This window comes from Sorangium sp. So ce590, from assembly GCF_051521365.1.
GTDB lineage: Bacteria > Myxococcota_A > Polyangia > Polyangiales > Polyangiaceae > Sorangium.
In genome coordinates, this window is sequence record NZ_CP150346.1 from 5,301,407 (window position 1) to 5,326,648 (window position 25,242).

The following is a 25,242-nucleotide window of genomic DNA, read 5'->3' on the forward strand; positions in this document are numbered from 1 at the left end:
CGGCGCACAGAGAAGCTCGTTGCCGGGTGTACCGCACGTGTTGCCGGGCCGCCCGGCCGCCTGGTTCCCATCATCCTGCTGCGATCTCGATCACGATCCTGCCGGCGGCGGTGCGCGCCGCGATCGCCTCATGGGCATCGCTCGCGGTCTCCAGGGTGAAGCGCCGCGGATCCAGCCGCGGCCTCAGCGCGCCGGCCTCGGCGAGCCCGGTCGCCTGACGCAGGATGTCGCCGTGATGGGCCCGCCCCTTCCCGGTCAGCAGCGGCATCAGCGTGAAGACGCCCGAGTAGGTCGCGCCGCGGAACGACAGCGGCGCGAGCGAATGGGCCCCCCATCCCAGGCAGCTGACGACGTGACCATGATAGGGGCGCACCGCATGGAATGAGGCATCCAGGACGGCGCCGCCCACCGTGTCGTAGACGATGTCAAAGCCTTCACCGTCCGTGTGGGCAGCGACGTAATCCTCCACCGAGCTCTTGGCGTGGTCGATCGCCGTCGCACCGAGCTTCGAGATGAGCGCTGTCCTGTCCGCGGAGCCTGTCGCGAACACCTCCGCTCCGCGCGCTCGGGCGAGCTGGACGGCGACGTGGCCGACGCCGCCAGCCCCGCCATGAATGAGCACCTTCTGGCCGGCGCGGACATGGGCCCGATCCACAAGGCCTTCCCAGGCGGTGATGAACACCAGCGGAAGCGCGGCGGCTTCGCGCCAGGTCAGGTTGGCCGGCTTGATCGCCAGGAGGTCGGCGTCCACCGCGGCGAAATCGGCGAGGGAGCCCTGCAGCCCGCCGACACCGCCTGTCATCCCGTAGACCTCATCACCCGGCTTGAAACGGTCGACATCCGGCCCCACCGCCTCGACGACCCCGGCGAGATCGATGCCCAGCACGGCCGGCAGCGGCATCCTCGCGTGCGCCGCCTGTCCGGCGCGGATCTTGAGATCGAGCGGATTGACCCCGCTCGCCTTGATCCGCACAAGCACCTGGCCCTTGCCAGCAACGGGGCGGGCGATGTCGGTCCGCTGGAAGGGGGAGCCGAAGCTCTCCAGAACGAGCGCCTGCATCAAGGAGGTGTTCACGGTCGTCATGACGATGTTCCTCGCGGTGGGTGGAGCTGACGCCTGCAGGATGGATCGAGCGGAAGTGAACGAAAACGGACGATCTTGCACGTGCGCCGTACAGGAATATATCGTGCAGCAGGGTCATGGAGTAGAGCGACATCAGGATCTTTCTTGCGGTCGCGCGGGCCGGGACGCTGGGCGGCGCGGCAGCTCGGCCAGAGCCATCCGACCATGGGACGACGCCTCCGCGCGCTCGGGGAGGCTGTTGGACACCCCCTCTTCCAGCGCACGAGCGACGGCTTCGTGCTGACCGAGCCGCCCGAGCGCGACGTCTGGATCGGCTATCACCATGACCTGCGGGGGCTGGCTCGGCTGCGCGCGCTGCTCGACGCGACGTTCTCGCGCTTTGCATGACGGGCATCTCGCCTGCGCTCCAGGTGGTGAAGGAGCGCATTGCGCACACCGGGCCTCGGTCAGGCGCGGCCAGCGCCCCGGCCTCGGCCGCACGGGAGTGCCCAGGCAGGACCGTACGGCGCGATCAAGGCATTCCTTGTTGACGGCGAACCCGAGAGAAATCATGACGCGTGGAAGAAGAGGAGATAATGACCATGATCAATAGGCCTTGGATTATCGTTCTCGCCTCGCTTTCCCCCGTCATGGGCTGCACCAGCGAGCCGGAGGGCACGAATCCTCGGGTCGAGGCCCCCGAGGCGGGACCGACGTTCCACAAGGACGTGGCGCCCATCCTGCAGAAGCGCTGTCAGGGCTGCCACTCGCCCGGCGAGATCGCGCCCTTTGGCCTGACCGACTACGCCGACGTGAAGCAGGTCTCGAGCCGGATCTGCGCCGATCGAGGAGCTCCCTGTCCTGAAGACCGGCGATATCATGAGCGCGCGTTGCCTCTACGACAACACGATGGACAATCCCTTCGTGAGGAGGGCGCTCCAAGAGGAGCACCTCACCGCTCCGAGGGATATCGTCCTCGGCGAGAGCTCGCTCGACGAGATGTGCATCGGCCTCTTCAACGGGCTCGTCAAGAACTGACGGGCGCTCGGCCCGCCCGCTCTATCGCCGGGCCTCGGCGGCCTACGCCGGCGGCGGCCTCTCATGGCCGCTCGGTCAGCTGAAGCGCGCCCGGATCGGCGCCGGGCTCTCGCAGATCGGGCACGCGTCCGCGCGTTCGGCGATCTTGCCGCAATCCTTGCAGTCGACGCGGTAGCCGTGGAACCCGGGGTCGTGCAGCTCGACGCTCGTCTGCGCCTTGTTCGCGCGCTTTCCTTCGTACTTCACGCGCGCTGGCACGAACGCGATGAAGCGCACCTCGATGTGCTCGCACCGCGGGCACCGCTCCGGCGCCGCGTACGCGTTGGTCGTCGCGAGCCCGCGCGCGAGGCCGCCTTCGTCGTGGCACCGCGGGCAGCGATCGTCCTTGAACAGGAGGTGCCGGCACGCGCCGCACGCGATCTCGTACAGCCCGTCGACGAACATCTCGCCCTTGTAGACCCACTTGACCGGGCCGACGGGCTCGCTCTCCATGAGCGGCACGAGCCCGTCCACGTAGGAGCGCAGGTTGAGCTGTCGTCCCCCGCACGAGGGACACCCCGCCTCGACCATCTCGGCAAACGCGCGCTCGGAGAGCCTGCTCATGTGCGCCGCCTTCTAGCACGGCTCGGCGGCGCGCGTGCCCCCGGAGGAGGCCGTGAGCGTCGCGAGGCGCGATCCCGGGCACATCGACAAGTCATCCATGCATCGACCCGCCCCGCGACTTCACGCAGATCCCGGCGGAGGTCCAGGCGCAGCACTTCCCGCCCTACCTCGCTCGACGCCGCGTGAGGGAGCGCGCGCAGGCGGGCCGGGCGGTGGCCCCACCGCGCCGCGCCGCGAGCGCCTCCGGGTCCTTTTCGGCCGGGCGTTTCCGGCCCACACTGCCGCCATGCGCGACGACGACAGCTCCCGGCTCACCGCGAGGACCCTGGCTCACTACGAGGATCACGCCCTGTCGTTCTGGGAGGGCACGCGCGACCACGACGTCTCGCAGAACCGCGCCGCGCTGATCGCGGCGCTGGAGGGGGCGGGCCCGTTCACGATCCTCGATCTCGGCTGCGGCCCCGGGCGCGATCTCGCGGCCTTCCGCGCGGCGGGGCACCTCCCGATCGGGCTCGACGGGTCGGCGCAGTTCGTCGAGATGGCGCGGCGGCACGCCGGGTGCGAGGTGCTCCACCAGGACTTCCTGCACCTCGATCTCGGGGCCGAGCGCTTCGATGGGGTCTTCGCCAACGCGTCGCTGTTCCACGTGCCGGGCCGCGAGCTGCCGCGCGTGCTCCGCGAGCTCCACGCGGCGCTGCGCCCGCGCGGCGTCCTCTTCAGCTCGAACCCGCGCGGCGACGATCGAGAGGGGTGGTCCGGCGATCGGTACGGCTCCTACTGGTCGCTCGAGCGGTGGCGCGAGCACGTGACCGCCGCCGGGTTCGAGGAGATCGAGCACTACTACCGTCCGGCAGGCCGGCCGCGCGAGCAGCAGCCGTGGCTGGCGTCGGTGTGGCGCAAGCGCTGAGAGAGCGGCGGTATCGTCGAGCCGCGGCCCGGCACGCCGGCTCCACGGCAACGGCGCCGGCGGTCAGTGCGCCCTGATCGCGTGCGGGCGCGCCGCGGGCGGGCGCGCGGCAGGCGCGCCGGCGGCGGATCCGCGAGCCACCGCCGGGGCCAGGACGACGATCACGAGGACCAGCGCCACGACCAGGACGAGCCCGCCGCGCAGGGTGAGGTGGTCGGCGATGAGGCCGATGACCGGCGGCCCGACGAGGAAGCCGCCGTAGGACATGGTGGCGAGCGTCGCCAGCGCCCTTCCAGGTGCGACGCCTGGGGCGCTCGCCCCCGCGCGGAAGACAAGCGGCACAACGATGGACAGGCCGGCGCCCACGCACGCGAAGCCCAGCAACATGGCGGCGGGCACGTTGGCGATCAGCGCCGCGCCGAGCCCGCCCGCGACAAGGAGCCCGGCCGCGCGCACGAGCCGCTCGGCGCCGAAGCGCTGCGTCAGCCCGTCCCCGGAGAACCGCCCGAGGAGCATCGCCAGCGAGAACACGGCGTAGCCGGTCGCCGCCACGGCCGCGGTGGTGTGGAGCTCGTCGCGGAGGTAGACGGCCGACCAGTTGGCCATCGCGCCCTCGCCGATGGAGGAGCAGAACGCGATGAGGCCGAGCAGGACGAGCCGGGTCGAGCGGCCCTCCCCGGAGGCGCCCGCGGCCGCCGCGGCCGGGGCCTCGGGGCGCGCATCGGCCGAGAGCGCACCGCCCTCGGCGGTGACCGCCGCGGCGAGGACGGCGGCGACGGCGAGGAGGTGCGCCGCGGGCGACAGCGCCCGGTCGGCCGCGAGCGCGCCGAGGGCCGCGCCGATCAGGCCGCCGAGGCTGAACATGCCGTGGAACGAGGCGAGGATCGGCCGGCCGTGGCGCCGCTCGACCTCGACGGCCTGCGCGTTCATGGCGACGTCCATGAGGCCGTTGCTCACGCCGAGCAGCAGGAGCGCGGCGACGAGCGCGGCGAAGGAGGGCGCGAGCGCGGGCACGGGCAGCGCCGCGCAGAGGAGCACGGCCGAGACGCGGGTGACGCCCCGGCTCCCGAAGCGGGCGATGAGCGGCCCGGCAGCGCGGAAGGCGAGGATCGCGCCGCAGGCGATGCCCAGCAGGGCGAGGCCGAGCGCGCCGTCGCTCAGCCCGAGCCGCTCGCGGACCGCGGGGACGCGCGCAGCCCACGACGCGAAGGCGATGCCGTTCGCCACGAACATGACCGAGACGGCACGCCGGGCGCGCGCGACGTCGTCGACGGGCGCCGGAGGCGCGCGCATCACGGCACCCCCCGCGCCGGGCCGGACGAGGCGCCGGTGCCGGGCGGACCGGGGAGAACCGTCCAGCGGACGGTATGGAAGGCAGGAAAGGCAGGGAGCCTCCCCGAATCTTCGTGCATTATCGTGAACATCAAGGAAGAATCATGCAGTCGCACGCGGCCGAATCAAGTAATTACCTGCATAAACAGGAACAAACGTGCAAAATAGCGCAGACACCTCCGGCCTCATGGTCGCCGAGCGGCGGCGGCATATTCTTGCGACACTGGAACGCGACGGAAAGGTTGTGGCGGCCGAGCTGAGCCGCGCCTTCGGCGTCTCGGAGGACACGGTCCGGCGCGATCTGCGCGAGATGGCGAACGAGGGGCTGCTGCAGCGGGTGCACGGCGGCGGCCTGCCGCTCGCCCGGGTGAGCCCGAGCTTCCCTGCGCGCGAGCGGCAGCAGCCCCGCGTGAAGGAAGAGCTCGCGCGGGCGGCGGCCACGTTGATCAAGAAGGGTCAGGTCGTGTTCATCGACAGCGGCACCACCAACGTGGCTGTCGCGCGCCACCTCCCGCGCGATCTCGAGGCGACGATCGTGACCAACAGCCCCCCTGTCGCGATCGCGCTGTCCGAGCACCCGCGCGTGGAGGTGGTGCTGCTCGGCGGGCGCATGCGCAAGGATCCGCTGGCCGCGGCCGACGCGGTGACCATCGCGGGCGTGCGCCAGATCCGGGCGGACCTCTGCTATCTCGGCGTGTGCACGCTGGATCCGACGTTCGGCATCACCACGGTGGACCTGGACGAGTCGTACGTGAAGCGGGCGATGGTCGAGGCCTCGGCCGAGGTGATCGCGCTGGCCACCGCGGACAAGCTAGGCACGGTGTCGCCTTACGTCGTCGCCCCGCTGGACGAGCTCACGTGGCTCTTCACCGAGCCCGGAGTGTCGAAGGAGGCGCTCGCGCCCTACCGGGAAGCGGGAGTCACGATCACACAGGCGCTCGAGGCGGATCCGGCTTAGCCACTCTCGCAGAGGTGCAACTCGTCACGTGAGCGCTTTCCGGGAAAGCCCGACCCCCTGCCATCGCCCTACAGCAACCCAGGGAGCAGCCCCAGGACATCGCACGTCAGGCCCCCCGAGGAGAGCGCGACGAGGGGCTCCAGGCTCGACGCGATCGACTCCGGGTAAACGCCGCTCCCGGAGGCGCGGCAGGTCGGCGCGCCCGCGCGGTCCCGGGTGCAGACCGCATCCCAGCGGCCGAGGAGGGTGAGCCTGCACGTGGGCGACTGCCCGCAGATCCGCTCGAAGGTCTTCACGCTCAGGGCCACGCCGCAGTCGTCGATCAGCGAGTTGTCGGCGCAAGCGCTCGGCCAGGTGCCTGCCCTGCCCGGTCCGGAGGAGCACCGCACCCGACCGCGAGCAAGCAGAAGCAGCTCAACCCGGCAGCGTAGTTCCGTGAGCGAAGCATCCGCCGTCCTCCAGTTCAGGCGCACATGTGTGCGCCTCACACCGGCTTGTGAGCGACTCTTGTTGGCTGTCAGCAAATGGTAGCAATCCCGATCCGCAGCCGCAGCCGCGTCCGCCGGTCGCCGCGCCCGGCGACCGAGCCCCTCCTGCGCCCGGGTCGCTGGCTGCAGCAGGCGGCACGTGCTGGCTGGAGAAGGCAGCGAGCGCCCGCGCCAGTCGGCCGGTCACCGCCCCGCGCTCGCTGGACGGGCGAGCGCGATGGCGTCGGACAGGATCCAGAGCCCCACGCCGATCAAGACGAACGGCAGCGCCGCGCGACCGTGGCGCCGGATGCGGCTGCCCAGGATCGGGTGGTGGACGAGGTGGTGGCCGAGCGCGCAGAAGGCGCCGGTCAGGACCGCGAACACGGCCGCGTGGAGCGGGACGTGCCCGGGGGTGCTGGAGAACAGCGGGATGTAGACGCCGAGGTTGTCGCCGCCGTTCGCGACGGTCACGCTCGCCACGGCGAGCGCCTTGAAGCGCGCCGCGCCGCCGCGCGGCTCCTCGGCGTCGTCGTCCCCGGCGTCGTCCGCTTTCGCGGGGCCGGTGCCGCGCCGGAGCGCCCAGAGGCCCCGCACGCCGAGCGCGAGGGGCACCAGGCCGAGCAAGCCGATCCACCCGTCCGGCACGCGGACGGCGAGCAGCGCGCACGCGACGCTGGCCATCACGAGCGCCCCCATGCCGAGGAGCTGACCGGCGACGACCTGGCGCGGGGTGAAGCCAGGATCCGCGAAGAAGGCCGAGATCAGGAGGAGGTCATCGATGTTCGTGGAGATAAAAACGACCACGCTCACCCCGAGAGCCGGAAGGATCTGCTCCATGACGCGCCCGCGGACGTAGCACCTCCCGCTGCCCGCGACCGCTCGACGTGGGCGCGACCGCGGTCAGGGTCGGCGCCGCGTCGGCCTGCGCCTGCGGGAGCGCCGTCGGTCGCTCCGGGGTAGACCCTCGTGGCCACCGGAGCGGACCGCGCCTGTGCAGGGCGACGGGCGACGAGCCGCGCGCTCGTGTAATGGAGAGGCCATGGCGACGATTCCCCAGCCCGTGGAGCCGACCAGGGCGACGGCCGCGCCGGCTGCGACGGCCGCGTCCGCCACGCAGAGCGCCCGGACGGACCTCTCGGTGCAGGGCATGACCTGCGCGGCGTGCGTGCGCCGTGTGGAGAAGGCGCTGCGCGCGACGCCCGGCGTCCAGGAGGCGACCGTCAACCTCGTGACCCAGCGAGCGACGGTCGCCTACGACGCGCAGGCGACCACGCCGGCCGCGCTCGCCCGCGCCATCGTGGAGGCAGGCTACGAGGTGCCCGAGGTGCCCGAGGCCCCCGCCGTCGACGGCCCCCGTGCGGCCCCCGACGCGACCGTGCGCTCCGCGGTCGCCCCGCCGCCGCGCCCTCATCCGGCCGCGTCCGAGCGCGCCGCCGCCATGGACGCGGCCGAGCAGAAGGAGCAGCGGGCGCTCCGGCGCGACGTCGCGATCGCCGCCGTGTTCACGGCCCCCCTGCTCGTCGTGGCCATGTCCCACGGCGCCATCCCGGCGCTCGAAGGCAGCTTCGGGCGCTGGCTCTCGCTCGCCCTCGCGACGGTCGTGGTCATCGGGCCGGGACGCCGGTTCTTCCGCCTGGCCGCGAGCGCGCTCCGGCACCGCGCCGCGGACATGAACACCCTCGTGAGCCTCGGCACCGGCGCCGCCTGGCTCTACTCGACCACCGCCGTCGTGGCGCCCGGCCTCTTCCCGCACGCCGAGCACGGCCACCTGCCGCCCGTCTACTTCGAGGCCGCGGCCGCGATCGTCACCTTCGTGCTGATCGGCAAGCTCCTCGAGACGCGCGCGCGGAAGCGGCTCGCCGACGCCGTGCGCGGGCTCGTGGCGCTGCAGCCGAAGACCGCGCGGCGCATCCGCGGCGACATCGAAGACGAGGTGCCCGCCGCAGCGCTCGCGCCCGGCGACCTCGTGCTGACGCGGCCGGGCGAGCGCATCGCGACCGACGGAGAGGTGGTCCGCGGCGCGTCGGCGGTCGACGAGTCGATGCTCACCGGCGAGAGCATGCCCGTCGACAAGACGACGGGCTCCGCCGTGCTCGGCGGGACGCTCAACCAGAGCGGCGCCCTCACCTTCCGCGTCACGAAGACCGGCGCGGACACCGCGCTCGCGCGCATCGTCGAGGCCGTCGAGCAGGCGCAGGGGTCGCGCGCGCCGATCGCCCGCCTCGCCGACGTGGTGAGCGGCATCTTCGTCCCCATCGTCGTCTCCGTCGCGTCGCTCACCTTCGTCGTGTGGCTCGCGGTCGACCCGACCGCCGCGGGCCTCGCCACGGCGATCGAGCGGTTCGTCGCGGTGCTCGTGATCGCCTGCCCGTGCGCGCTCGGCCTGGCCACGCCGGCGGCCGTGGCCGTCGGGACGGGGCGCGGCGCGGAGCTCGGCGTCCTCGTCAAGGGCGGCGCGGCGCTCGAGGCGGCGAGCCGCGTCGATACGGTGCTGCTCGACAAGACCGGGACGCTCACCTCGGGGCGACCCGAGCTCACGGACGTCGTCGCCCACGCGGGCCTCGGCGAGGCGGAGCTCCTCGGCCTCGTGGCGGCCGCGGAGCACGAGAGCGAGCACCCGGTGGCGCGGGCGATCGTCGAGGGCGCGCGCGGCCGCGGCGTCGGCCTCCCGCGGGCCTCGGCGTTCCGCGCGGAGATCGGCCACGGCATCGAGGCGCGCGTCTCGGGCCGCCTCGTGCGGGTCGGCACCGCGGCGTGGCTGCGCCGGGCGGGCATCGACACGGACGCGCTGGAGGCCGAGGCCGAGCGCCTCGCCGCGCAGGGCCGCACACCGTCGTTCGTGGCCATCGACGAGGGGCTCGCGGGGCTCGTGGCGGTCGCCGACCGGCCGACCGAGGAGGCGCGGCGCGCCGTCGCGGCCATGAGGCAGCTCGGCGTCGACGTGGCCATGGTGACCGGCGATCGCGCGGGCGCCGCGCGCGCCGTCGCCGAGGAGCTCGGCATCCGCGTCGTGTTCGCGGAGGTGAGGCCGGAGGACAAGGCGAGGATCGTCCGCGAGCAGCGGGCCGCCGGCCGCCGGGTGGCCATGGTCGGCGACGGCATCAACGACGCGCCCGCGCTCGCCGGCGCGGACGTCGGGATCGCCCTTGGCAGCGGCGCGGACATCGCTGTCGCGTCCGCCGACGTGGCGCTGCTCCGCGGCGGGATCGCCGGCCTGCCGGTGGCGCTCGGGCTCGCGCGCGCCACGCTGCGCACGATCCGCCAGAACCTCTTCTGGGCGTTCGTCTACAACGTGCTCGGCATCCCCATCGCGGCGGGCCTCCTGTACCCGTTGACCGGGTGGCTCCTCTCCCCCGTCCTCGCGAGCGCGGCGATGTCGCTGTCGAGCGTGTCGGTGCTCGCCAACTCCCTCAGGCTGCGCGCGTTCGGTCGCGGCTAGCCGGGAGGCCCCGCGGCGCCCGCGCGCCCTCTCGCCTGCTACCGCTGGCGGAGCCGCCAGTGCAGCTTCCAGTCGGACGGCGCGAGCTCCGCGCCGACGGTGTCGCAGCACCGCTCGTACACCCCGCGCGTCCGCGCGTCCTCGAAGAAGGGGCACCGCCGTCGCTCCCGCTCCCCGGTCGACGCCTGTTGCCGGAACACGCAGAGCCCCCTCTTCCGCCGGGGATCCTCGCGCCGCCCGTCCTCCTCGTCCTTCCGGATCATCTCCATGAACCCGTCCCGGTGCTCGTCGCGCCGCCCCGGCCGCTGCTCCTGGTAGCTCCGCCACTCCATCGCGATCCGGGTGCGGCGGCAGCCCGACGCGATCATCTCCCCCTGCTTGCGCTCCTCGAAGCCGAGGTACGACTTGAACGCGAAGGGGTGCTCGTAGATCGTGTACGTCGGCGAGATCAGATCCATGTCCGCGAGGATGGCCTGCGGCCGCCCCGCGCTGCGCAGGATCGGGTTCGCGGCCTCGGCCAGCGCGTTGATGTGCTGCTGCGCGATGAGGGTCTTCTCCACCTTCTCGTCCTCGCCGATCGCGTGGGAGCGCAGGAGCGCGAAGATCAGGCCCTCCTCGTCGCGCCAGCGGGCGGCGGCGGCCTTGCCGCGCAGGAACATGGGCGACGTCAGGCTGAGCAGGAGGACCCGGTGCTCGGCCGCGCCGATCCACCGGGTCTCGGGCTTCGCGCTGAGCCGCCTCAGGTACGAGAACGCCGTGTCGCTCGGGAAGTTGTTGAAGATGCCCCCGTCGGCGAACAGGTCGTCCGCCCTGCCCACGCTGTCGCGGCCGAAGATCTCGCGGCGGCTCCGCCTGCGGAACGCGAGCGGGAACGACGCGGCCGCGAGGCACGCCTGCACCGCCCTCGGCGACGGCCGCTCCGGATCGAGCTCGTCGTCGTACCCGAACGACTCCGGGACGCCGCGGGTGTGGTTGGTCACGCTGAAGATGTAGCGAACGCGCTCGCTGCTCGAGTGCAGCTGCAGCGTGGGGTCCCCGTCGCCGAACACGATGCGGCGGAGGTGGCGCTCGAGGTTCTCGAAGCCGATGATCTCGCCGCGATCGGGGTGATCCGGCTCGAAGCAGCCGAGGCTCGCGGCGATCGCGTCGAGCGGCGCCACCGCCTCGTCCAGCCGGAGCCGGGCGAGGCTCAGGAAGAACCCGCGGAGCGCCTCGTAGTCGCTCGCGCGCGACGGACCGCCGGGGAACGCGCGGGGCGAGCCGGCCCCCGGGCCCGGCGCGGGGGCGAAGAGGAGCGCCTCGGCGCCGAGCCGCAGCTTCTCCCAGCGCGCCCACGCCGCGGCCGACGTGAGCCTCGGGGAGGCGAAGACATCGACGATCTCGCGGGGCGTGAGCTCGCGCAGCGGCCGCACCGCCTCGGAGCGCCACCGCTCGGCGATCGTCTCGCGGATCCGGTCGACCCGCCCGCGCGGCGCCTGGCCGCCGCCGTTCCGGAGGCCGAGCTGGCCGGCGATCGAGGCGAGCCACGAGGCGGCGCGCCGCGCGGGCGGCGGCGCGGGCGGGTCGCCCACCGCGTCGATCCAGGAAGGCACGGTGTAGAGGAGCTGGATCACCTCGGCCAGCGTGTTGCGATCGCGCTGACTCGATCCGTCCTGACGCTTCAGGCAGGCCTGGAGCAGGTAGGAGAAGATCGTCCCCACGGAGGCGCCGGCGTAGAGATCGGGCTCGATCTCGTACCCCTTCAGCGCCGCGATCGCGCCGACCTGGAAGGCGCCGAGGAACACGCCGCCCGCGGGCACGATGACGGTGAGCGGCGCCGGCGGCGCCGTCGCGCCCTCGACTCGCCGTTGCTCTTCATGAAACGGGGCGAAGTCGTTGACGCCGCGCGCGTCGCCGCGCGGCGGGCGGGGAAAGAGCTGGCCCGGGCAGTGGGCGCAGACCTTCTTCAGCGGCTTGAAGTAGTCCGCGATCGGCGCGCCGTCGCGCGTGCCGCCCTGGTGCGCTGCGCGCGCTGCGTCGAGCACCTCGCGGCACGGGGCCGACGGGCGGTCCTTGCAGAGCTCCCCGATCTTCGGGGCGAGGAGCACCTCGAGCGCGCTCCGGCACCCCGTCGCGCTGGCCTCCGCGAGGTCCTGTTCCCTGGGCACGCTGACCGGGATGAACGGCAGCGCCGCTCGCGGGGCGATCTCGGTGATCCGGACCGGCACGTACGCGCCGCCGGAGGCGCGCTGCGGGACGGTCGCGCCGGCCTCCTGGAGGGTCTGGATCATGTCGGTGATCATCTCGACCACGCGCGAGATGTACTGCTGGTCCACCCGGCTCCGGAGCAGGAGGTTGTGGAGCGCGGGCATGAAGAACGAGGTCTCCTCGGGCGGGGAGACCTCGCCCGTCGGATCGCTGTACACGGCGAAGAGCCGGTAAGGCTGCTTCGGAGCGCGCTTCAGCCCGGCCCAGTGGGTGACGGCGGGCGAGAGCGGATCCCGCTCCACCTGCGCGGCGTCCATGAGCAGGTCCTCGGGGCGCAGGTGGGGAGGCATCGCGTCGAAGAGCTCCTTCATGTGCACGCCGGGGAAGACCGGCGCGAACGCGCAGCTCGCGCGCAGCGCGGCGAAGAGGTTGGCTCCCGAGAAATCGCGGCGCCGGCCGGGTCGCTTGCCGATGAGCTCGAGGCGCGGGGTGCCGTCGCGCCTCCGGTGGGAGGAGAGGTTCGCGACCTGGAAGAGGAGCGCGGTGTTCTCGAGCTGGTCGAAGCGGGTCTTCCAGCCCGACGGCGCATGCCGCGCGATGGCCTCGCCGAAGTGGGTGTCCACCACGCTCCCTTCCACGAGCGCGCGGCGCATGCCGTACGCCGTGAGGAGCTTCTGGGCGAAGCGCAGCGAGAGATCCTCTGTCACGCGGTCCGCGCCGATCTGACCGCGCAGGAGCGCGAGCAGCTGGCCGTCGCGCCAGAGCGCCTCGGCGGCGTCGCCGCTGGTCTCGAGCGCCGCGCGCAGGACGCAGGATCGGAGGTGGGGCGGCAGCGCGCACACGAGCGACACCCAGGCGCTCGGCTTGCCGGAGAGCGCCGCGCCGAGGCGCTCGACGACCTCCCCGAGCGGAAGGTCGATGTCCACGAGATCGCCCGCGAGGCGGCCGAACGGGCCCTCGGAGAGGCAGGTGAGGATGTGCTCGCCCGGGTTCCTCATCCACGCGTCGAGGTGCTCCGAGACGAGCGCGAGCCGCTCCGCCTGCGACCTCACCTCGCCGGCGATCGCGAGCACGGTGCCGGCGAGGCAGCCAGCGCTCGTGCCCACGACCGTGCCCGGGTAGTAGCCGCAAACGACGAACGCATGGACGACGCCGGCCATGTAGACGCCGCGCAGGCCGCTCCTGCCCAGCGCGATCCCGGCGTGCTCGTCGTGGATCGGGAGCGGCTCGCTGGAAGGGAAGATGAACGATCTGTCCGGCTCGCTACGCGAGTTCATCAGTCCATCCTATCCGAGCCGGGGTCATTCACCTAGAACACCGGACCGGTTGAAACCGCGACAGAATCGACGGGAAGGTGGCCGGCACACGAATGCAGACGAATCACGATCACCCCGACTCCTCAGCAGGACGTGCGCGCCCGAGGCCGAATCGACGGCCACGCGATCTCGCGCGCGACGTCCCCCCCGACCGGGCCGGGATCGTCACCGAGGGCCTCGCCGCGAGGAGCGCGGGGGGCGCGCTGGCAGACATGGATCAGGGCTCGCTCGCCTGCGTCATCCTGCAGCGCAACGCGGCGCGCAAGAGGCCGGGCGAGCCGTCCGCAGCCGTCAGGTCGAATTTCCCCGGGGGTCGGCTTGCGTCGGAGGCGCTCAGCCCGGACGCTCTGCCGCATGGGCGCTCCATGGCACGCCCACGCGCGCGCCGCGGGAGCACTCTCCCGACGCCGTTCGGGTGAATGTTAGAAACAGCGAGCGCACCGAAGCATCAGAATACGGAGGAACTATGCGAACTTACCGAAGACATACTGGCACAGCCATTGCTTTTGCTCTATCCCTTGTAGCTCAGACCGCTGATGCGGCGGTCACCGTCAACATCCTTCAGCCGAGCAACACGATCATCGACGGTGGCACGGTCCCGGTGCGCGTCGCCGCGTCGTCGCCAGAGGACATCTACTACGTCGAGGCGGAGTTCGAGGGGCTCACCATCGAGCTCGCGCCGACGGGAGACGGCTACTTCGAGGGAGCGTTCGATCTCGGCGAGCTCGGTGGCGACCTCCCCTACGGCCCTTATGTCGTGACGGTCAACGCATACAGCACGTTCGGCGAGGCGGCGAGCGACCAGGGCACCGTGCACCAGTACGCGCCGCCGATCATCGCGTGGAACGTGCTGCCGCACGAGGCCCTCACGGCGGACAAGCGCTTCGATGCGAAATGCATCCCGACGCCGCCGTACGAGTGCACGAGCCTCGCGGCGACGTTCCGCAGCGACGAAGGAGGCGGCTACACGCTCTTCGCCGAGAGAGATTGGCCCTACCCGCAGCCTGTGCCGGGGCGGCTCTACGTCAAGGAGGGGGCGTACGGCTATTCCGGCGCGATCCCCTCGGGCAGAACGTACACGCTCACGATCGAGGCCAGCGACCGCGTGGGGCCCACAATCACCAAGACGATCGGCCCCATCCACGTCGACCGGAGCCCGAGGCTCACCGTCGTCCAGCGCGCTCCTGGCAGCATCCTCGATTTCGATGCCACGCGGTTTCTCTTCGTGGATTCTTACCGGCGGCTCGGGATCTCCGATCGGAACACGCAGCAGGTGACGTGGATCGAGACCATCCCGGAATGGGCTGGCCCGCTCAGCGCGACCTACGGGGCGCTCACGCCGTCGGGGTCCGTGCACCAGTCGCCGACCGGCTACATTCTCTCCTGGGTCGACGGCGTTCGACGCCAGATCTCGAGCGTGAACAACGCGCCGCGCCTCGACGCCGTGAACGGCGACACCGTCGTGTGGACGGCGTACGGTGACGACCGGGCCTTCGCGCACTCGCTGTCGACGGGCACGAACCGGTCCCTCTGGCACGTCCCGGGGAGCCGATCGCCGTTCCAGGCCGACGTTTCGGCCTCGGGCGACATCTTCTTCGGCACCTACGAGGGAGCGTCCATCGTCGGGCCGGGCAATGCGCTCCTCGGGGATCACGCGGGCAACCTGCAGCGGCCGATCGCCGACGGGACGAACGTCGTCGGCCGGTGGTGGGATGGGATGACGAGCTCGAGCTACCTGTACACGGCAGATGGCGAGGAGGTGTTCCTGGGCGACTCGCTCACAAACACCTCGGCCGGGCTGCTGGCGCACGCGGGCTACGCCGCCTTCCTGAAGAGCGACGGCAAGGTCAACCAGGTATGGCTGCGGACCCCCGACGGCGAGCAGCACCCGATCAGCGACTTTCCGACGTCGAGCCAGTTCGATCAAGCAAAGCTCCGGGTCGGCCATGACGGCCTCAGCGACACCGGCGAGGTCCTGTTCCTGAACGACGGCAAGCGCTATATCGGCCGGCCCGGGGGAGCGCCCGAGAACATCAGCACGAGCCTCGGGCACGCTCGCTGGGTCGACGGGAGCTGGCACGTGGCGATCGGCAACACGCTGTTCCAGGTCTCTAGCCCGGAGGTCGCCGTCGCGCGGCTCGGCGCACCGGGGATCGGGGCGTCCACGCCGGCGGAGGGCCTCGGCGAGCGCCATGAGCTGTCCACCTCGTTCGCCGAGGACGCGGTGCTCGATTCGACGGTGTGGGCTCGGGATCTGCACGAGCCCGACGCGATGCCGGCGTTGGACGACGGCTCCCTGCTGCTGGGCGACGTCGACGAGGACACGGGCGCCGACATCGCGCCGGCCGGGGCGGGGTGCAGCACCTCTGGCCCGGCGGGCTCTACCGGCGGCGTCTCTGCGCTCGCCGCGGCGCTCGCGGGCCTCGCGCTCGCGCGCCGGGGCCGCGCGCGGTCGTAACGCGCCCCGGGGCGCCTCGCCGCTGGCGAGGGGTCCCGGGACCTCCGGAACCCCGCCGACAGAGTAGCCCGCGTCCGCGACGTCTGATATAACGGATGTCCGTCCACGGTCTGGCCTGGTCCGGCTCGACGCGCGGAGCCGCCGGGCGATGAAGCGCATCGGCTCGGCAACGGATCGCCGTTCATGGTCCCATGTCGCGAGCATCGCGCGCCCGCCTCGCCGGGACCGGCGGCGGCGCCTGGAAGGACACGCGACCCCCCCGAAATCAAGGAGATCCAGCGCATGCGATTTCGTCCGGATCCCACGTTCTACCCGTCGCCGCGCCTGGCGATTGAAGCGCCGCCCGAGCGGCTGGCCTACGTGACCGCGTTCGACGCGGGCGCCGCGCTGAAGCGCCCGGGCAACCATCGCCACGACGCGCTCACGGTCGTCGACCTCGATCCGAGATCGCCGGCGTATGGCACCCTCGTCTCGGTCAACGAGGTGCCGACCTACGGCGACGAGCTCCACCACTCGGGCTGGAACGCGTGCAGCGCCGCCCTGTGCCCGTACGCGCCGCACCCCCACGTGGAGCGGCGCTTTCTCCTGCTCCCGGCGCTCCGCTCGTCGAACATCTTCGTCTTCGACGTCAAGCGGGACCCGCGCCGCCCCGAGCTCGTCCACACGGTCCGGGCCGAGGAGATCGCCAAGCGAGCCGGCTACTCGCGCCCGCACACGCTGCACTGCGGCCCCGACGGCATCTACGTGAGCGCGCTCGGCAACCCCGAGGGCGAAGGGCCGGGCGGCATCTTCGTGCTCGACTGCGAGAGCTTCGATGTGCTCGGCCGCTGGGAGATCGACCGCGGGCCGCAGTTCCTCCACTACGACTTCTGGTGGCACCTCGGCCACGATACGCTCCTCACGAGCGAGTGGGGGACGCCGAAGATGATCGAGGACGGCGTGAATCCGGAGCTCCTGCTCGGCAAGAAGTATGGCAACAGAGTTCACGTCTGGGACCTCCGCAAGCGCAAGCACCTCCAGGCGCTGGAGCTCGGCGACGAGCACCAGATGGCGCTGGAGCTCCGCCCCGCCCACGACCCGACAAAGGCCTACGGCTTCGTCGGCGTCGTCGTGAGCGTCAAGGACCTCTCCGCCTCGGTCTGGCTCTGGCATCGCGACGGCGAGAGGTGGGCGATCCGCAAGGTGATCGAGGTGCCGGCCGAGCCGGCCGAGCCCGACCTCCTGCCCCCGCTGCTCAAGGGCTTCAAGGCGGTCCCTCCCCTGATCACCGACATCAATCTCTCTCTCGACGACCGGTTCCTCTACGTGTCTTGCTGGGGCACGGGCGAGCTCCGCCAGTACGACGTGTCCGACCCGTTCCACCCGAAGCTGACCGGCTCGGTGCACCTCGGGGGCGTCGTCCGCAGGGCGGCGCACCGCCGCTCCGGGCCGCTGCGCGGCGGGCCGCAGATGGTCGAGGTGAGCCGCGATGGGCGGCGCATCTACTTCACGAACTCGCTCTACGCGTCCTGGGACGAGCAGTTCTATCCCGAAGGCGTCGGCGGCTGGATGGCCAAGGTCGACGCGGCGGCCGGCGGCGGCCTCGCGCTCGACCCCGAGTTCTTCGTCGATTTCGGCCCCTTGCGCCCTCACCAGGTGAGGCTCGAGGGGGGCGACGCGTCCTCGGACTCGTTCTGCTATCCCTAGCTCGCCATGACCCCCCTGGCTCACGCTGGCGCTCCTCGGCGCTTATCACGGCATCAACCCGGGCATGGGCTGGCTGTTCGCGGTCGCCCTCGGCCTGCAGGAGAAGAGCAGCCGCGCGGTCCGGCGGGCGCTCGTCCCGATCGCGATCGGCCACGCCGCGTCGATCGGCCTCACGGTCGCGCTGCTCGGGCTCGGGCTCGCGAGCGTCCCCGCCGCGGCGCTCCGCTGGATCACGGCGACCGCGCTTGTCGCGTTCGGCGTGCTCAAGCTCGTGAGGCCGCGCCACCCGAGGTGGGTCGGGATGCGCGTGGGCTTCCGCGATCTGACCTGGTGGTCCTTCCTGATGGCCACCGCGCACGGCGCCGGGCTCATGCTGCTCCCGGTCTTCCTGCTCGGCGCCGACAACCCGGCTCCGTGCCATGGCGGCGGGTGTCACAACGCAGCTGGCCTGTCGCTGACGAGCCCCGCAGGCTACGTCGCCGCCGTCCTCGTGCACACCGCCGCCATGATGGCGGCGGCCGCCGCGGTCGCGCTCGTTGTCTACCACAAGCTCGGCGTCGCGATCCTCCGCACCGCCTGGTTCAACCTCGACCGCGCCTGGGCTGTCGCGCTCATCGGGGCCGGCATCCTCGCGGCCCTGCTCTGAGGGCCGCTCCGCCGTTCACCCGCCCGTCAGTTCGCCACGACGATCTGCCATCGCTGCTCCTCGCCGCCGCCGCTCCCCCGCTGCTCGATCGCGGCAGCGTCCTCGGTCGAGCCCTGGACGACCCCGATCATCTTGCCGCTGTTCTTGTTCCTGATCTGGAAATCGCCGCCGCCCAGATCGATGAACAGCCACGCCTGGTTGTCGCCGTCATGGTTCGTCCATTGCTTGAGCGCGATCCCGTCGCTCTTCGACTCGTCAGGGACGTCCAGCACCTTTCCGCTCTTGACGTTTGTCAGCCGGAAGTGACCGGAGCTGTTGTAGTTGAAGCTCCACTTCTGGTTGTCTCCTCCGTCGTCCGCGCTCTGGACCACCGCCGCCCCGTCCTCGGACGACGCGCCCACGACCTCCATCACCTTGCCGCTCTTGCTGTTCACGAGCTTGAAGTTGTTCGTCGCCCCGGTGACGCTGCCCGCCGCCGTGTCGATCGTGAGCGTGTTGTTCCAGCTCATGCTCATTGTCGTGTCCGAGGGGAACGAGATCGGCTGCCAGACATAGGTCGAGTCGTTGACCCGCCCGCTCCAGGCCCCCGCCCAGCGATCCCCCATGTACAGGTAGGCCGTCCCCGAGCTGCCCTGGACCGGGACCACGTAGGTCGACTGGGAGTGGTAGGTCGTGCCGTCGCCGACGTTGGTCATCGCCGACCAGCCCCTGTCGAGGGAGCGGGAGGTCGCGTACTTGGCCTGGTTGGGCGACCAGCCCGTGGCGCCGGAGGTCAGCAGGAAATAGATCCCCTTTCGCTTGAACAGCGCCGGCGCCTCGCGGTGTCCGCCGGGGAAGAGCACGGCGGCCAGCCGCTCGACGGACAGGTAGTCGGGGGTCAGCGCGTAGAGGTTGAGATCGTAGTTCTCGTTCGAGGCGGAGATGAAATAGCCCTTGCCGTCGTCATCGACGAAGAGCCCGCAGTCCCGGGACATGTACCCGGGCTTGTCGTGGTCGGTCACCCCGGTGCCCGCCATCGGCCGGAAGCTGCCGTGATACGTGTAGTCGCCGTCCACGGTGCTCGAGCTCGCGACCGCGGCCCGGGCCTCGCCGTAGTGCATCCCGTTCTCCCAGTGCATCCACATCACGTACTGGCCCGTGGACGCGTTGTAGACCACCTTCGGGCGCTCGATGTTGGCCGGGTCGAGGTCCTCGTCCGAGTCCATGGTCAGCACATGGTTCCTGAACTCCCAGCGCCGCAGATCGGCCGATCGATAAGCGGATACAGCATAGAACGTCCCGTCCGGGTTCCGGTTCTCGCCGAACCAGTAGTAGTAGGAACCCACCTTGATCACCCCTCCCCCGTGCGCCTGGATGGGTTTGCCCGCGGTGTCGGCCCACTGGATCCCGTTGACCAGAGGCCCCACCGCCGGAGGCAGCGCCGGGCCCCCGCCCTCGCCGGCGGCGCCGCCGTCGCCTGGCGCACCGCCGTCGCCGGGCGCACCGCCGCCCGAGGCGTTGACCCCCGAGGAGCTGCCGCCGCCGGGCGCACCGCCGCCCGAGGCGCCGACCCCCGAGGACCCGCCGTCCCCGGAGTGCGAGCTCCCAGGACGCGCTGCCGGGCCGGCATCGCAGGACGCGAGGCCGGACCCCGCGACCAGCAGGCACACCATCGGAGACAAGGAATCCAGACGCATGATGCCCTCCAGAAAGAGCACCATCTCCAGGCCTTCAACCGGGCTTGTCAAGGCCTTCCCGCGCGCCATGGCAGCGCTGGAATAATTCGCTCCCGTGCGAACTGCCTGCACCCAAGTGCTCTCGCCGCTCTTCGTGTCCGGGCCGCTGTGCCCGGCGCGGCCGAGCGCCGGGCGTACGCCGGGCCGGGCGCGACTACGTGAGATCGGGGAGCGGCCCGCTGCTGAACGCGGGGTCGCCGAAGGTCGTGTCGTCGGTCCCCATCGCGTTCGCGATCGTCAGCAGCAGGTCGTTGTGCTGGCGGGCCGCGCCGCCGTTCGCCAGGTAGTCGACGAAGCGACCGGTGCGGAAGGCCCCGCCCGCGCTGCCGGCGAGCAGGAACGGCATGTTCGTGAGCGCGTGCTGCGTCGACTCGCTGATCTCGGTGACCCACAGGACGACGGTGTTGTCGAGGAGCGTGCGATCCCCTTCCGCGTACGAGTCGAGCTTGCCGAGCAGGTAGGCGAGCTGCTCCGCGAACCACGTGTGGATCTTCGAGTACTGCGCTTTGCCCGGGGTGTCCCACTGGTGCGAGATGGCATGGTGGTTCCCACTGAGCCCGAGCCACGGGTAGAGGTGCTCGCTCTCGGCATACGACCACTGGAGCGTGACGATCCGGGTGAGGTCGCACGCGAGCGCCGCGGCCGCCATGTCCATCTGGAGCTTGCCGATGGCGGGCATGTTCGCGTCGTCCGAGAGGTTGATCCGCTCGCCAAGCGCCGGGGGCTGGCAGCTCGTGGTCGGGCCGCCGGTGCCGGTCGAAGGACCGCCGCCGGCCAGGCGCGCCTCGATGTCCTGGATCGATTGCATGTGCGCGTCGAGCTTGACGCGATCTTCCCTGCCGATGCGAGGTCGCACCTCCGCGATGTCCTCGCGGAGGAGGTCGAACACGGTTCGACGCTGCGCGCGGAGCCGATCCAGCGCATCGGAGCTGCCCTGCCCCTGCACCGACGCCCCGAAGAGCTGCTCGAAGGTATCGTAGGGATCCTCGCGAGGGGGGATCGGCTGGTCGGGCCCGCTATAGCAGAGCCGGCCGCGCACCTCGGCGTCGCGGACCTGGACGCCGAGCTCCAGGGTGCGAAACAGCGTCGAGGGCTTCAGCTTGTTCGCGATGTGCTGATCGAGCGAGATCCCCGACGACCAGCCGGCGTTGTTGGAGTTGAAGCTCCGGAAATTGCCCTTGAGCAGCGCCCGCCCCGTGAGCAGGCCGCCGATGCCCCGCGCGTGCTCGGAGCCGATGTTGGAGTTCACCACGACGTTCATGTTGATCCCGCGCAGCGGGATCAGCTTCGCCTTGAACGGCGAGAGAGGCTGCAGCAGCGGGCTCAGCGTGTAGTTGGCCCCGGGACCCGTGGGCATCCATTGCGACTCGAGCGTGCCGTTCGGCGTGTAGAACACAACGAAGCGCTTGGGCGCGGTGGTCTCGTCCCCGCGGGCCAGCTCCGAGTTGAGCAGCGGGATCGTCGCGGTCGCCGCCAGCGCGCCCTGGAGCATCCGCCGTCGAGAGATCATTCGCTGTCTCATGTCACTCCTCCTCTGCTGCGATCGCGCTGCGGAACATGAACGCGTCGGTCTGCGTCGTCTGCACGATGAGCTCCACGAGATCGCCCTCGGAGCCGTGGAACTCGGCGCGCAGCTGGCCGAGCGAGCACTCGTCGCCGACCGTCTCGAAGCGACCCGCCGTGTAGCGGAACCACTGCGTCGCGAGGCACTCGCGGACCTGGTCGCTCCCGGCGAGCTTCTCCGCCAGCTCGCGGACGCCGACGAACGGGCCATCCATGTCCTCGGACTGGAAGATCTCGCCGGAGACGTCGATGACCTGCCCGCCCTCCTCGGTGCGGTAGGCGCCGACGGAATCGAAGTTCTCGAACGCGAAGCCGATCGGATCCATCAGCTGATGGCAGCCGGCGCACGCGCCGGAGGCGTGCTGGTTGAACCGCTCGCGCGCCGTGACGCCTTGCTCGCCCGTGGGCGGCGTGAGGTCGACGTCGTTCGGGGGCGGCTTCGGCTCGGAACACATGAACTTCGACCGGATCGCCTTGCCGCGCAGGACCGGAGACGTCTGATCCGGGTGCGCATGGACGGCCAGGAACGCGGGCTGCGTGAGCACCCCGGCGCGCTGGTCGGGCGGGAGATCGACGCGCTGGGGCGTTGTCGAGCCAGGCGGGACCGACACGCCGTACAGCGCGGCGACCGACTCGGTGGCAAAGCCGACAGGCAACGTCAGCAGGCTCGACAGCTTGCGGTCCCCCGACCACAGGACGTGCTCGATGAACGCGGGCGTCTCGGCCTTCATCCCCGCGACGAGCTCGTCGTCGAAGCCGGGGAAGGCGCCCTCCTCCTTGACGAGGGTCTCGAGCTTCCCGAGATTCAGCCATTGCTTGTAAAATTCCGCGATCGCCAGGCGCGCCCGCGGGCTCTCCAGCATCTCGCGGACTCGCTCGGCGAGCTGTTCGCGGGTCTGGAGCAGGCCGGCCTCGGCGGCCTCGAGCAGCGCGTCGTCGGGGGCCGACGCCCAGACGAGGTAGGAGAGACGGGATGCCATCTCGTAGGGATCGAGGCGCACCTTCGGCGCGGCGCCGTCGAGCTCGTGGCGCAGCTCCAGGCGGAACAGGAACTTCGGCGACTGCAGCGCGGCCCGGATGACCACCTCGATCCCCTCGCGCAGCGACCCGCCCGTCCGCCCCGCCGCGTACGCGCGCATCAGCCGCTCGACGTCCTGCGGCGCGAGCGGCCGGCGGTACGCGCGGCGGCCGAAGTCCTCGACGAACTCCCGCGCGCACGCCTCCTCCGCCTCGACCTGACCGTCGACGGCAGCCGGATCGCACGGCAACAGCGTCGACAGGTCGCGCGCCACGGCCTCGGCCGCGAGCGCCTCGGCCGCCAGGAGGTACTTCTCGGCGTGCAGCGATGACACGGTGAGCACCGCCGCGTTGTTGTTGAATCCGCCGGCGATCTCGTCCGGCGGGAACTGATTGGCAGGGGTGAGCGACGTTCCGAGCAGATCTCGAACCGTGTTGTTGTATTCGAATCGCGTCAGGCGCCGCTGGGGCGCGAGGAGCCGCTCCGTGCCCCCGCACGCCTGCGGATCTCCTTGTCCGGACCCCGGGATGTCCGTCCCGGCGCCTGCCCCTCCGATCGTCCCGTCGCACCCGGCCGCGAGCGTCAGCGCGAGCGTCGCGAGGGTCACGCGACCACCTCGCCAGCGACGATATCCTAAGTCAGCCATACCGTGACCTCCTACCGTCGTGCACAACCTACGGTGCAGCTCCGTCACGCGTCAAGCGCTGTTCCCACCGACGATCGCATCGGAGGCCAGCGCCCAGGGGCGGACATCGCTTATCGTGGAACCATTAAATCGAGGACTTCATCGTTAACGAAATAGTGAGTCACTCCTGCCTTGACGCGGCGCGATTGACTGGCTGCGTCACGCCAGCAGATCGCCGATCGCCTCGTGTGAGAGATCGCGAAAATTATAGCCACGCCGAAGCCATCGTGTCTCGCCGCGCCACCGGCGCCGAACGCCGGACAACCATCTCGTTAAATGCCCGCGCTGGGGCGTCTTGATCACGAGCGCGTCAGAAATCCGCCTGCGCCACGTTGGACCGGAGGCCCCCGCTCATCCGTCGCGCTTCATCGTGGCGTGAATGAGCCCGTGCGGCTCGTCGACCGGGACGAAGATCTCGTTGTCGTTGCCGAGCCCGAAGGGCGAGAGATCGACCAGCAGGCAGTGCTTGTTCGGCAGCGAGAGGCTCAGCTCGTCGACGGCAGGGCAGGCCGCGAACACCGCCTCGCCGAGCGCGTGGAGCGTGTGCTGCACCGAGACGCTGTGTTGCTCGGCGAACGTCTCGAGCAGGGCGCGGCGGACGCGCTCCCACGTCGCCGTGGGGGCCTGGTCGCGGGCCGCCGCGCGCCATCGCGCCAGGATGAGGGTGGACAGGATGCGGTCCTCCGTCTCCTTGAGCGTTGTGTACCTGTCGCGCGGAAAGCCCGAGAACGCCGAGCCGGTGGTCTTGAGGACGAGCAGATCCGCGATGCCCGACGCGATCTCGACCGCGCCGGGAGCCGCCGTGATCTCCGCGGTCCGCCGCTCTGCCCCGGCGCGGAAGAAGGCGTGCCGGTGCGGCGCGCCGCCCGCGTCGATGCGCGACCAGACGTTCTCGGCGATCGAGACCCTCGCCCGCCGGGTATGGGCCTTTCCGAGGAAGTGCTCGGCCAGCACGACGCCGAAGTCCTCGATCGGCTCGACCGGGTGGCCCTTGGCGAGGGCGTACACGGTGTTCTTCATCGTGTCCGTGGGCAGCACCTTGCTGTTGTCGCCCCGCGTATAGGCGTCGTCGAAATCGCCCTCGAGCTCGATGTCGACGTCGATGTCGGTGAGCTCGTGCCGCCCGTCCGCGCGGCGCACCTTGACGAGCCGCACCCTCGATTTGCCGTAGCTGTTCCGCACCAAGGAGATCGACATCGTTCTTCAGCTCCCGCGCCTGGCAACGACGCTTCGTTGCGGTGCGGGAGACCGTACCTTGAAGCAGGACGCCGGCTCAAGCCCGGCGGGCAGCCCGGCGCTCGCGAGGCCCGGCCTGCCGGCGGCGCCCGTACGCCCGAACGCCCCGGGCGAGCTCGTGCGATATGGGACGTGCGCCGGCGATCCCGCGCTACAAGATAGGCACATATGGTGATCGCAGAGCGCAACAGGGCGGCGGCCGACCGGCTCACCTCGGCGCACGTCGAGCCCCCCAGCTTCGTCCGGCCCGAGGCCCCGCTCGGCCTCGTCGCGTGCGGCTACCTCGACGCGCTCCTCCAGGGGGACCAGCGGCGGGCCATGGAGGTCATCCGGGAGGCGATCGAGGCGAGCACGCCGGTCAAGGACATCTATGCTCACGTCCTGCATCCGTGCCAGTACGAGGTCGGCCGGCTCTGGCAGCTCCGTCAGCTCAGCATCGCCGAGGAGCACTACTGCACGGCGGTCACCCAGATGACCCTGAGCCAGCTCTACCCGCTCGTCTTCAACGCCGATCGCGCCGGCCGCCGGCTCGTGGCCACCGCGGTGGACGGCAACCTCCACGAGCTTGGCGCGCGCTTCGTCGCCGACTTCTTCGAGATGGCGGGGTGGGACACCTTCTATCTCGGGGCCAGCACGCCGGCCCAGGACGCGATCGACGAGGCCGTCCACCGCGCGGCCGACGTCCTCGCGGTCTCGGCCGCGCTCGACGAGCACCTCGCGCGCGTCGGCGATCTCGTCGCCGCCGCGCGCGCCGACGAGCGGTGCACGGACATCGTCGTTCTGGTCGGCGGCCAGCCGTTCGGCGTGGACCACGACCTCTGGAGGCAGCTCGGCGCCGACGGCTCGTCGCCGACAGCGGAGGGGTCCGTCCGCGTGGCGGAGCAGCTCCTCGCCGCGCCACGGTGAGGGTCGGATTCCGATG

18 protein-coding genes and 1 pseudogene are annotated in these 25,242 nt (G+C 71.3%); 9 read left to right on the top strand and 10 right to left on the bottom strand.

Going from position 1 to position 25,242, the window contains the following annotated elements; genetic code table 11:
* Positions 1 to 70: 70 nt before the first annotated feature.
* Complete coding sequence (locus WMF28_RS20065) at positions 71 to 1,060, bottom strand: zinc-dependent alcohol dehydrogenase family protein (protein WP_437604281.1); 990 nt, start codon at positions 1,058 to 1,060, stop codon at positions 71 to 73.
* 155 nt (positions 1,061 to 1,215) lie between these two features.
* Between WMF28_RS20065 and WMF28_RS20070 the strand changes: the two are divergent.
* Together WMF28_RS20070 and WMF28_RS20075 are read left to right on the top strand one after the other, a co-directional pair.
* Positions 1,216 to 1,372 (top strand): annotated as a pseudogene (locus WMF28_RS20070) (helix-turn-helix domain-containing protein); the annotation flags it as partial.
* 570 nt (positions 1,373 to 1,942) lie between these two features.
* Positions 1,943 to 2,101, top strand: a complete 159-nt coding sequence (locus WMF28_RS20075) for a hypothetical protein (protein ID WP_437603865.1) — start codon at positions 1,943 to 1,945, stop codon at positions 2,099 to 2,101.
* Between the two features lie 75 nt (positions 2,102 to 2,176).
* Here WMF28_RS20075 and WMF28_RS20080 read toward each other — a convergent pair whose 3' ends face one another.
* Complete coding sequence (locus WMF28_RS20080) at positions 2,177 to 2,704, bottom strand: hypothetical protein (protein WP_437603866.1); 528 nt, start codon at positions 2,702 to 2,704, stop codon at positions 2,177 to 2,179.
* Between the two features lie 286 nt (positions 2,705 to 2,990).
* Between WMF28_RS20080 and WMF28_RS20085 the strand changes: the two genes are divergently transcribed.
* Positions 2,991 to 3,611: a class I SAM-dependent methyltransferase gene (locus tag WMF28_RS20085; protein ID WP_437603867.1), complete on the top strand. Its 621-nt coding sequence runs from the start codon at positions 2,991 to 2,993 to the stop codon at positions 3,609 to 3,611.
* A gap of 63 nt (positions 3,612 to 3,674) precedes the next feature.
* Here the strand turns inward: WMF28_RS20085 and WMF28_RS20090 are convergent, their stop codons facing one another.
* On the bottom strand, positions 3,675 to 4,904 hold the full coding sequence (locus WMF28_RS20090) for an MFS transporter (RefSeq protein ID WP_437603868.1): 1,230 nt from the start codon (positions 4,902 to 4,904) through the stop codon (positions 3,675 to 3,677).
* A 196-nt stretch (positions 4,905 to 5,100) separates the two neighbouring features.
* Between WMF28_RS20090 and WMF28_RS20095 the strand changes: the two genes are divergently transcribed.
* Complete coding sequence (locus WMF28_RS20095) at positions 5,101 to 5,901, top strand: DeoR/GlpR family DNA-binding transcription regulator (RefSeq protein WP_437603869.1); 801 nt, start codon at positions 5,101 to 5,103, stop codon at positions 5,899 to 5,901.
* Between the two features lie 68 nt (positions 5,902 to 5,969).
* Here WMF28_RS20095 and WMF28_RS20100 read toward each other — a convergent pair whose 3' ends face one another.
* The gene (locus WMF28_RS20100) at positions 5,970 to 6,290 is read right to left on the bottom strand and encodes a hypothetical protein (RefSeq protein ID WP_437603870.1); all 321 of its coding nucleotides are present in this window, start codon (positions 6,288 to 6,290) and stop codon (positions 5,970 to 5,972) included.
* Between the two features lie 282 nt (positions 6,291 to 6,572).
* Positions 6,573 to 7,208 carry a cadmium resistance transporter gene (locus tag WMF28_RS20105; RefSeq protein WP_437603871.1) on the bottom strand — a complete coding sequence of 212 codons (636 nt, stop codon included), beginning with the start codon at positions 7,206 to 7,208 and terminating at the stop codon, positions 6,573 to 6,575.
* 202 nt (positions 7,209 to 7,410) lie between these two features.
* Between WMF28_RS20105 and WMF28_RS20110 the strand changes: the two genes are divergently transcribed.
* Positions 7,411 to 9,810 (top strand): heavy metal translocating P-type ATPase, encoded by a 2,400-nt coding sequence (locus WMF28_RS20110; RefSeq protein WP_437603872.1) that lies wholly within the window; start codon positions 7,411 to 7,413, stop codon positions 9,808 to 9,810.
* Positions 9,811 to 9,848: 38 nt separating this feature from the next.
* Here WMF28_RS20110 and WMF28_RS20115 read toward each other — a convergent pair whose 3' ends face one another.
* Positions 9,849 to 13,274 (bottom strand): patatin-like phospholipase family protein, encoded by a 3,426-nt coding sequence (locus WMF28_RS20115; RefSeq protein WP_437603873.1) that lies wholly within the window; start codon positions 13,272 to 13,274, stop codon positions 9,849 to 9,851.
* 505 nt (positions 13,275 to 13,779) lie between these two features.
* On the opposite strand from WMF28_RS20115, the gene WMF28_RS20120 reads away from it, so the two are divergent.
* The 3 genes from WMF28_RS20120 to WMF28_RS20130 all read left to right on the top strand — a co-directional run bounded on the left by WMF28_RS20120 (position 13,780) and on the right by WMF28_RS20130 (position 18,103).
* Positions 13,780 to 15,771 (top strand): hypothetical protein, encoded by a 1,992-nt coding sequence (locus tag WMF28_RS20120; RefSeq protein ID WP_437603874.1) that lies wholly within the window; start codon positions 13,780 to 13,782, stop codon positions 15,769 to 15,771.
* Positions 15,772 to 16,053: 282 nt separating this feature from the next.
* On the top strand, positions 16,054 to 17,457 hold the full coding sequence (locus WMF28_RS20125) for a selenium-binding protein SBP56-related protein (protein WP_437603875.1): 1,404 nt from the start codon (positions 16,054 to 16,056) through the stop codon (positions 17,455 to 17,457).
* A gap of 64 nt (positions 17,458 to 17,521) precedes the next feature.
* Complete coding sequence (locus tag WMF28_RS20130; RefSeq protein WP_437603876.1) at positions 17,522 to 18,103, top strand: hypothetical protein; 582 nt, start codon at positions 17,522 to 17,524, stop codon at positions 18,101 to 18,103.
* A gap of 26 nt (positions 18,104 to 18,129) precedes the next feature.
* Here the strand turns inward: WMF28_RS20130 and WMF28_RS20135 are convergent, their stop codons facing one another.
* From WMF28_RS20135 to pucL, 4 genes are all read right to left on the bottom strand, one after another.
* Complete coding sequence (locus tag WMF28_RS20135) at positions 18,130 to 19,779, bottom strand: RICIN domain-containing protein (RefSeq protein ID WP_437603877.1); 1,650 nt, start codon at positions 19,777 to 19,779, stop codon at positions 18,130 to 18,132.
* A 193-nt stretch (positions 19,780 to 19,972) separates the two neighbouring features.
* Positions 19,973 to 21,340, bottom strand: coding sequence for a DUF1552 domain-containing protein (locus WMF28_RS20140; RefSeq protein ID WP_437603878.1), 1,368 nt, complete (start codon positions 21,338 to 21,340; stop codon positions 19,973 to 19,975).
* A gap of 1 nt (position 21,341) precedes the next feature.
* The gene (locus WMF28_RS20145) at positions 21,342 to 23,045 is read right to left on the bottom strand and encodes a DUF1592 domain-containing protein (RefSeq protein ID WP_437603879.1); all 1,704 of its coding nucleotides are present in this window, start codon (positions 23,043 to 23,045) and stop codon (positions 21,342 to 21,344) included.
* A gap of 390 nt (positions 23,046 to 23,435) precedes the next feature.
* Positions 23,436 to 24,281 carry a factor-independent urate hydroxylase gene (gene pucL / locus WMF28_RS20150; protein ID WP_437603880.1) on the bottom strand — a complete coding sequence of 282 codons (846 nt, stop codon included), beginning with the start codon at positions 24,279 to 24,281 and terminating at the stop codon, positions 23,436 to 23,438.
* Between the two features lie 207 nt (positions 24,282 to 24,488).
* On the opposite strand from pucL, the gene WMF28_RS20155 reads away from it, so the two are divergent.
* The gene (locus tag WMF28_RS20155) at positions 24,489 to 25,226 is read left to right on the top strand and encodes a cobalamin B12-binding domain-containing protein (protein WP_437603881.1); all 738 of its coding nucleotides are present in this window, start codon (positions 24,489 to 24,491) and stop codon (positions 25,224 to 25,226) included.
* Positions 25,227 to 25,242 lie beyond the last annotated feature (16 nt).

What these genes read in the sequence shown, in the direction of transcription:
- WMF28_RS20115 (WP_437603873.1), bottom strand. Translation starts at nt 13,274, where the DNA reads ATGAACTCGCGTAGCGAGCCGGACAGATCGTTCATCTTCCCTTCCAGC.
- WMF28_RS20140 (WP_437603878.1), bottom strand. Translation starts at nt 21,340, where the DNA reads ATGAGACAGCGAATGATCTCTCGACGGCGGATGCTCCAGGGCGCGCTG.
- WMF28_RS20155 (WP_437603881.1), top strand. Translation starts at nt 24,489, where the DNA reads ATGGTGATCGCAGAGCGCAACAGGGCGGCGGCCGACCGGCTCACCTCG.
- WMF28_RS20145 (WP_437603879.1), bottom strand. Translation starts at nt 23,045, where the DNA reads ATGGCTGACTTAGGATATCGTCGCTGGCGAGGTGGTCGCGTGACCCTC.
- pucL (WP_437603880.1), bottom strand. Translation starts at nt 24,281, where the DNA reads ATGTCGATCTCCTTGGTGCGGAACAGCTACGGCAAATCGAGGGTGCGG.
- WMF28_RS20130 (WP_437603876.1), top strand. Translation starts at nt 17,522, where the DNA reads ATGGGCTGGCTGTTCGCGGTCGCCCTCGGCCTGCAGGAGAAGAGCAGC.
- WMF28_RS20090 (WP_437603868.1), bottom strand. Translation starts at nt 4,904, where the DNA reads ATGCGCGCGCCTCCGGCGCCCGTCGACGACGTCGCGCGCGCCCGGCGT.
- WMF28_RS20105 (WP_437603871.1), bottom strand. Translation starts at nt 7,208, where the DNA reads ATGGAGCAGATCCTTCCGGCTCTCGGGGTGAGCGTGGTCGTTTTTATC.
- WMF28_RS20065 (WP_437604281.1), bottom strand. Translation starts at nt 1,060, where the DNA reads ATGCAGGCGCTCGTTCTGGAGAGCTTCGGCTCCCCCTTCCAGCGGACC.
- WMF28_RS20080 (WP_437603866.1), bottom strand. Translation starts at nt 2,704, where the DNA reads ATGAGCAGGCTCTCCGAGCGCGCGTTTGCCGAGATGGTCGAGGCGGGG.
- WMF28_RS20085 (WP_437603867.1), top strand. Translation starts at nt 2,991, where the DNA reads ATGCGCGACGACGACAGCTCCCGGCTCACCGCGAGGACCCTGGCTCAC.
- WMF28_RS20125 (WP_437603875.1), top strand. Translation starts at nt 16,054, where the DNA reads ATGCGATTTCGTCCGGATCCCACGTTCTACCCGTCGCCGCGCCTGGCG.
- WMF28_RS20120 (WP_437603874.1), top strand. Translation starts at nt 13,780, where the DNA reads ATGCGAACTTACCGAAGACATACTGGCACAGCCATTGCTTTTGCTCTA.
- WMF28_RS20110 (WP_437603872.1), top strand. Translation starts at nt 7,411, where the DNA reads ATGGCGACGATTCCCCAGCCCGTGGAGCCGACCAGGGCGACGGCCGCG.
- WMF28_RS20075 (WP_437603865.1), top strand. Translation starts at nt 1,943, where the DNA reads ATGAGCGCGCGTTGCCTCTACGACAACACGATGGACAATCCCTTCGTG.
- WMF28_RS20135 (WP_437603877.1), bottom strand. Translation starts at nt 19,779, where the DNA reads ATGCGTCTGGATTCCTTGTCTCCGATGGTGTGCCTGCTGGTCGCGGGG.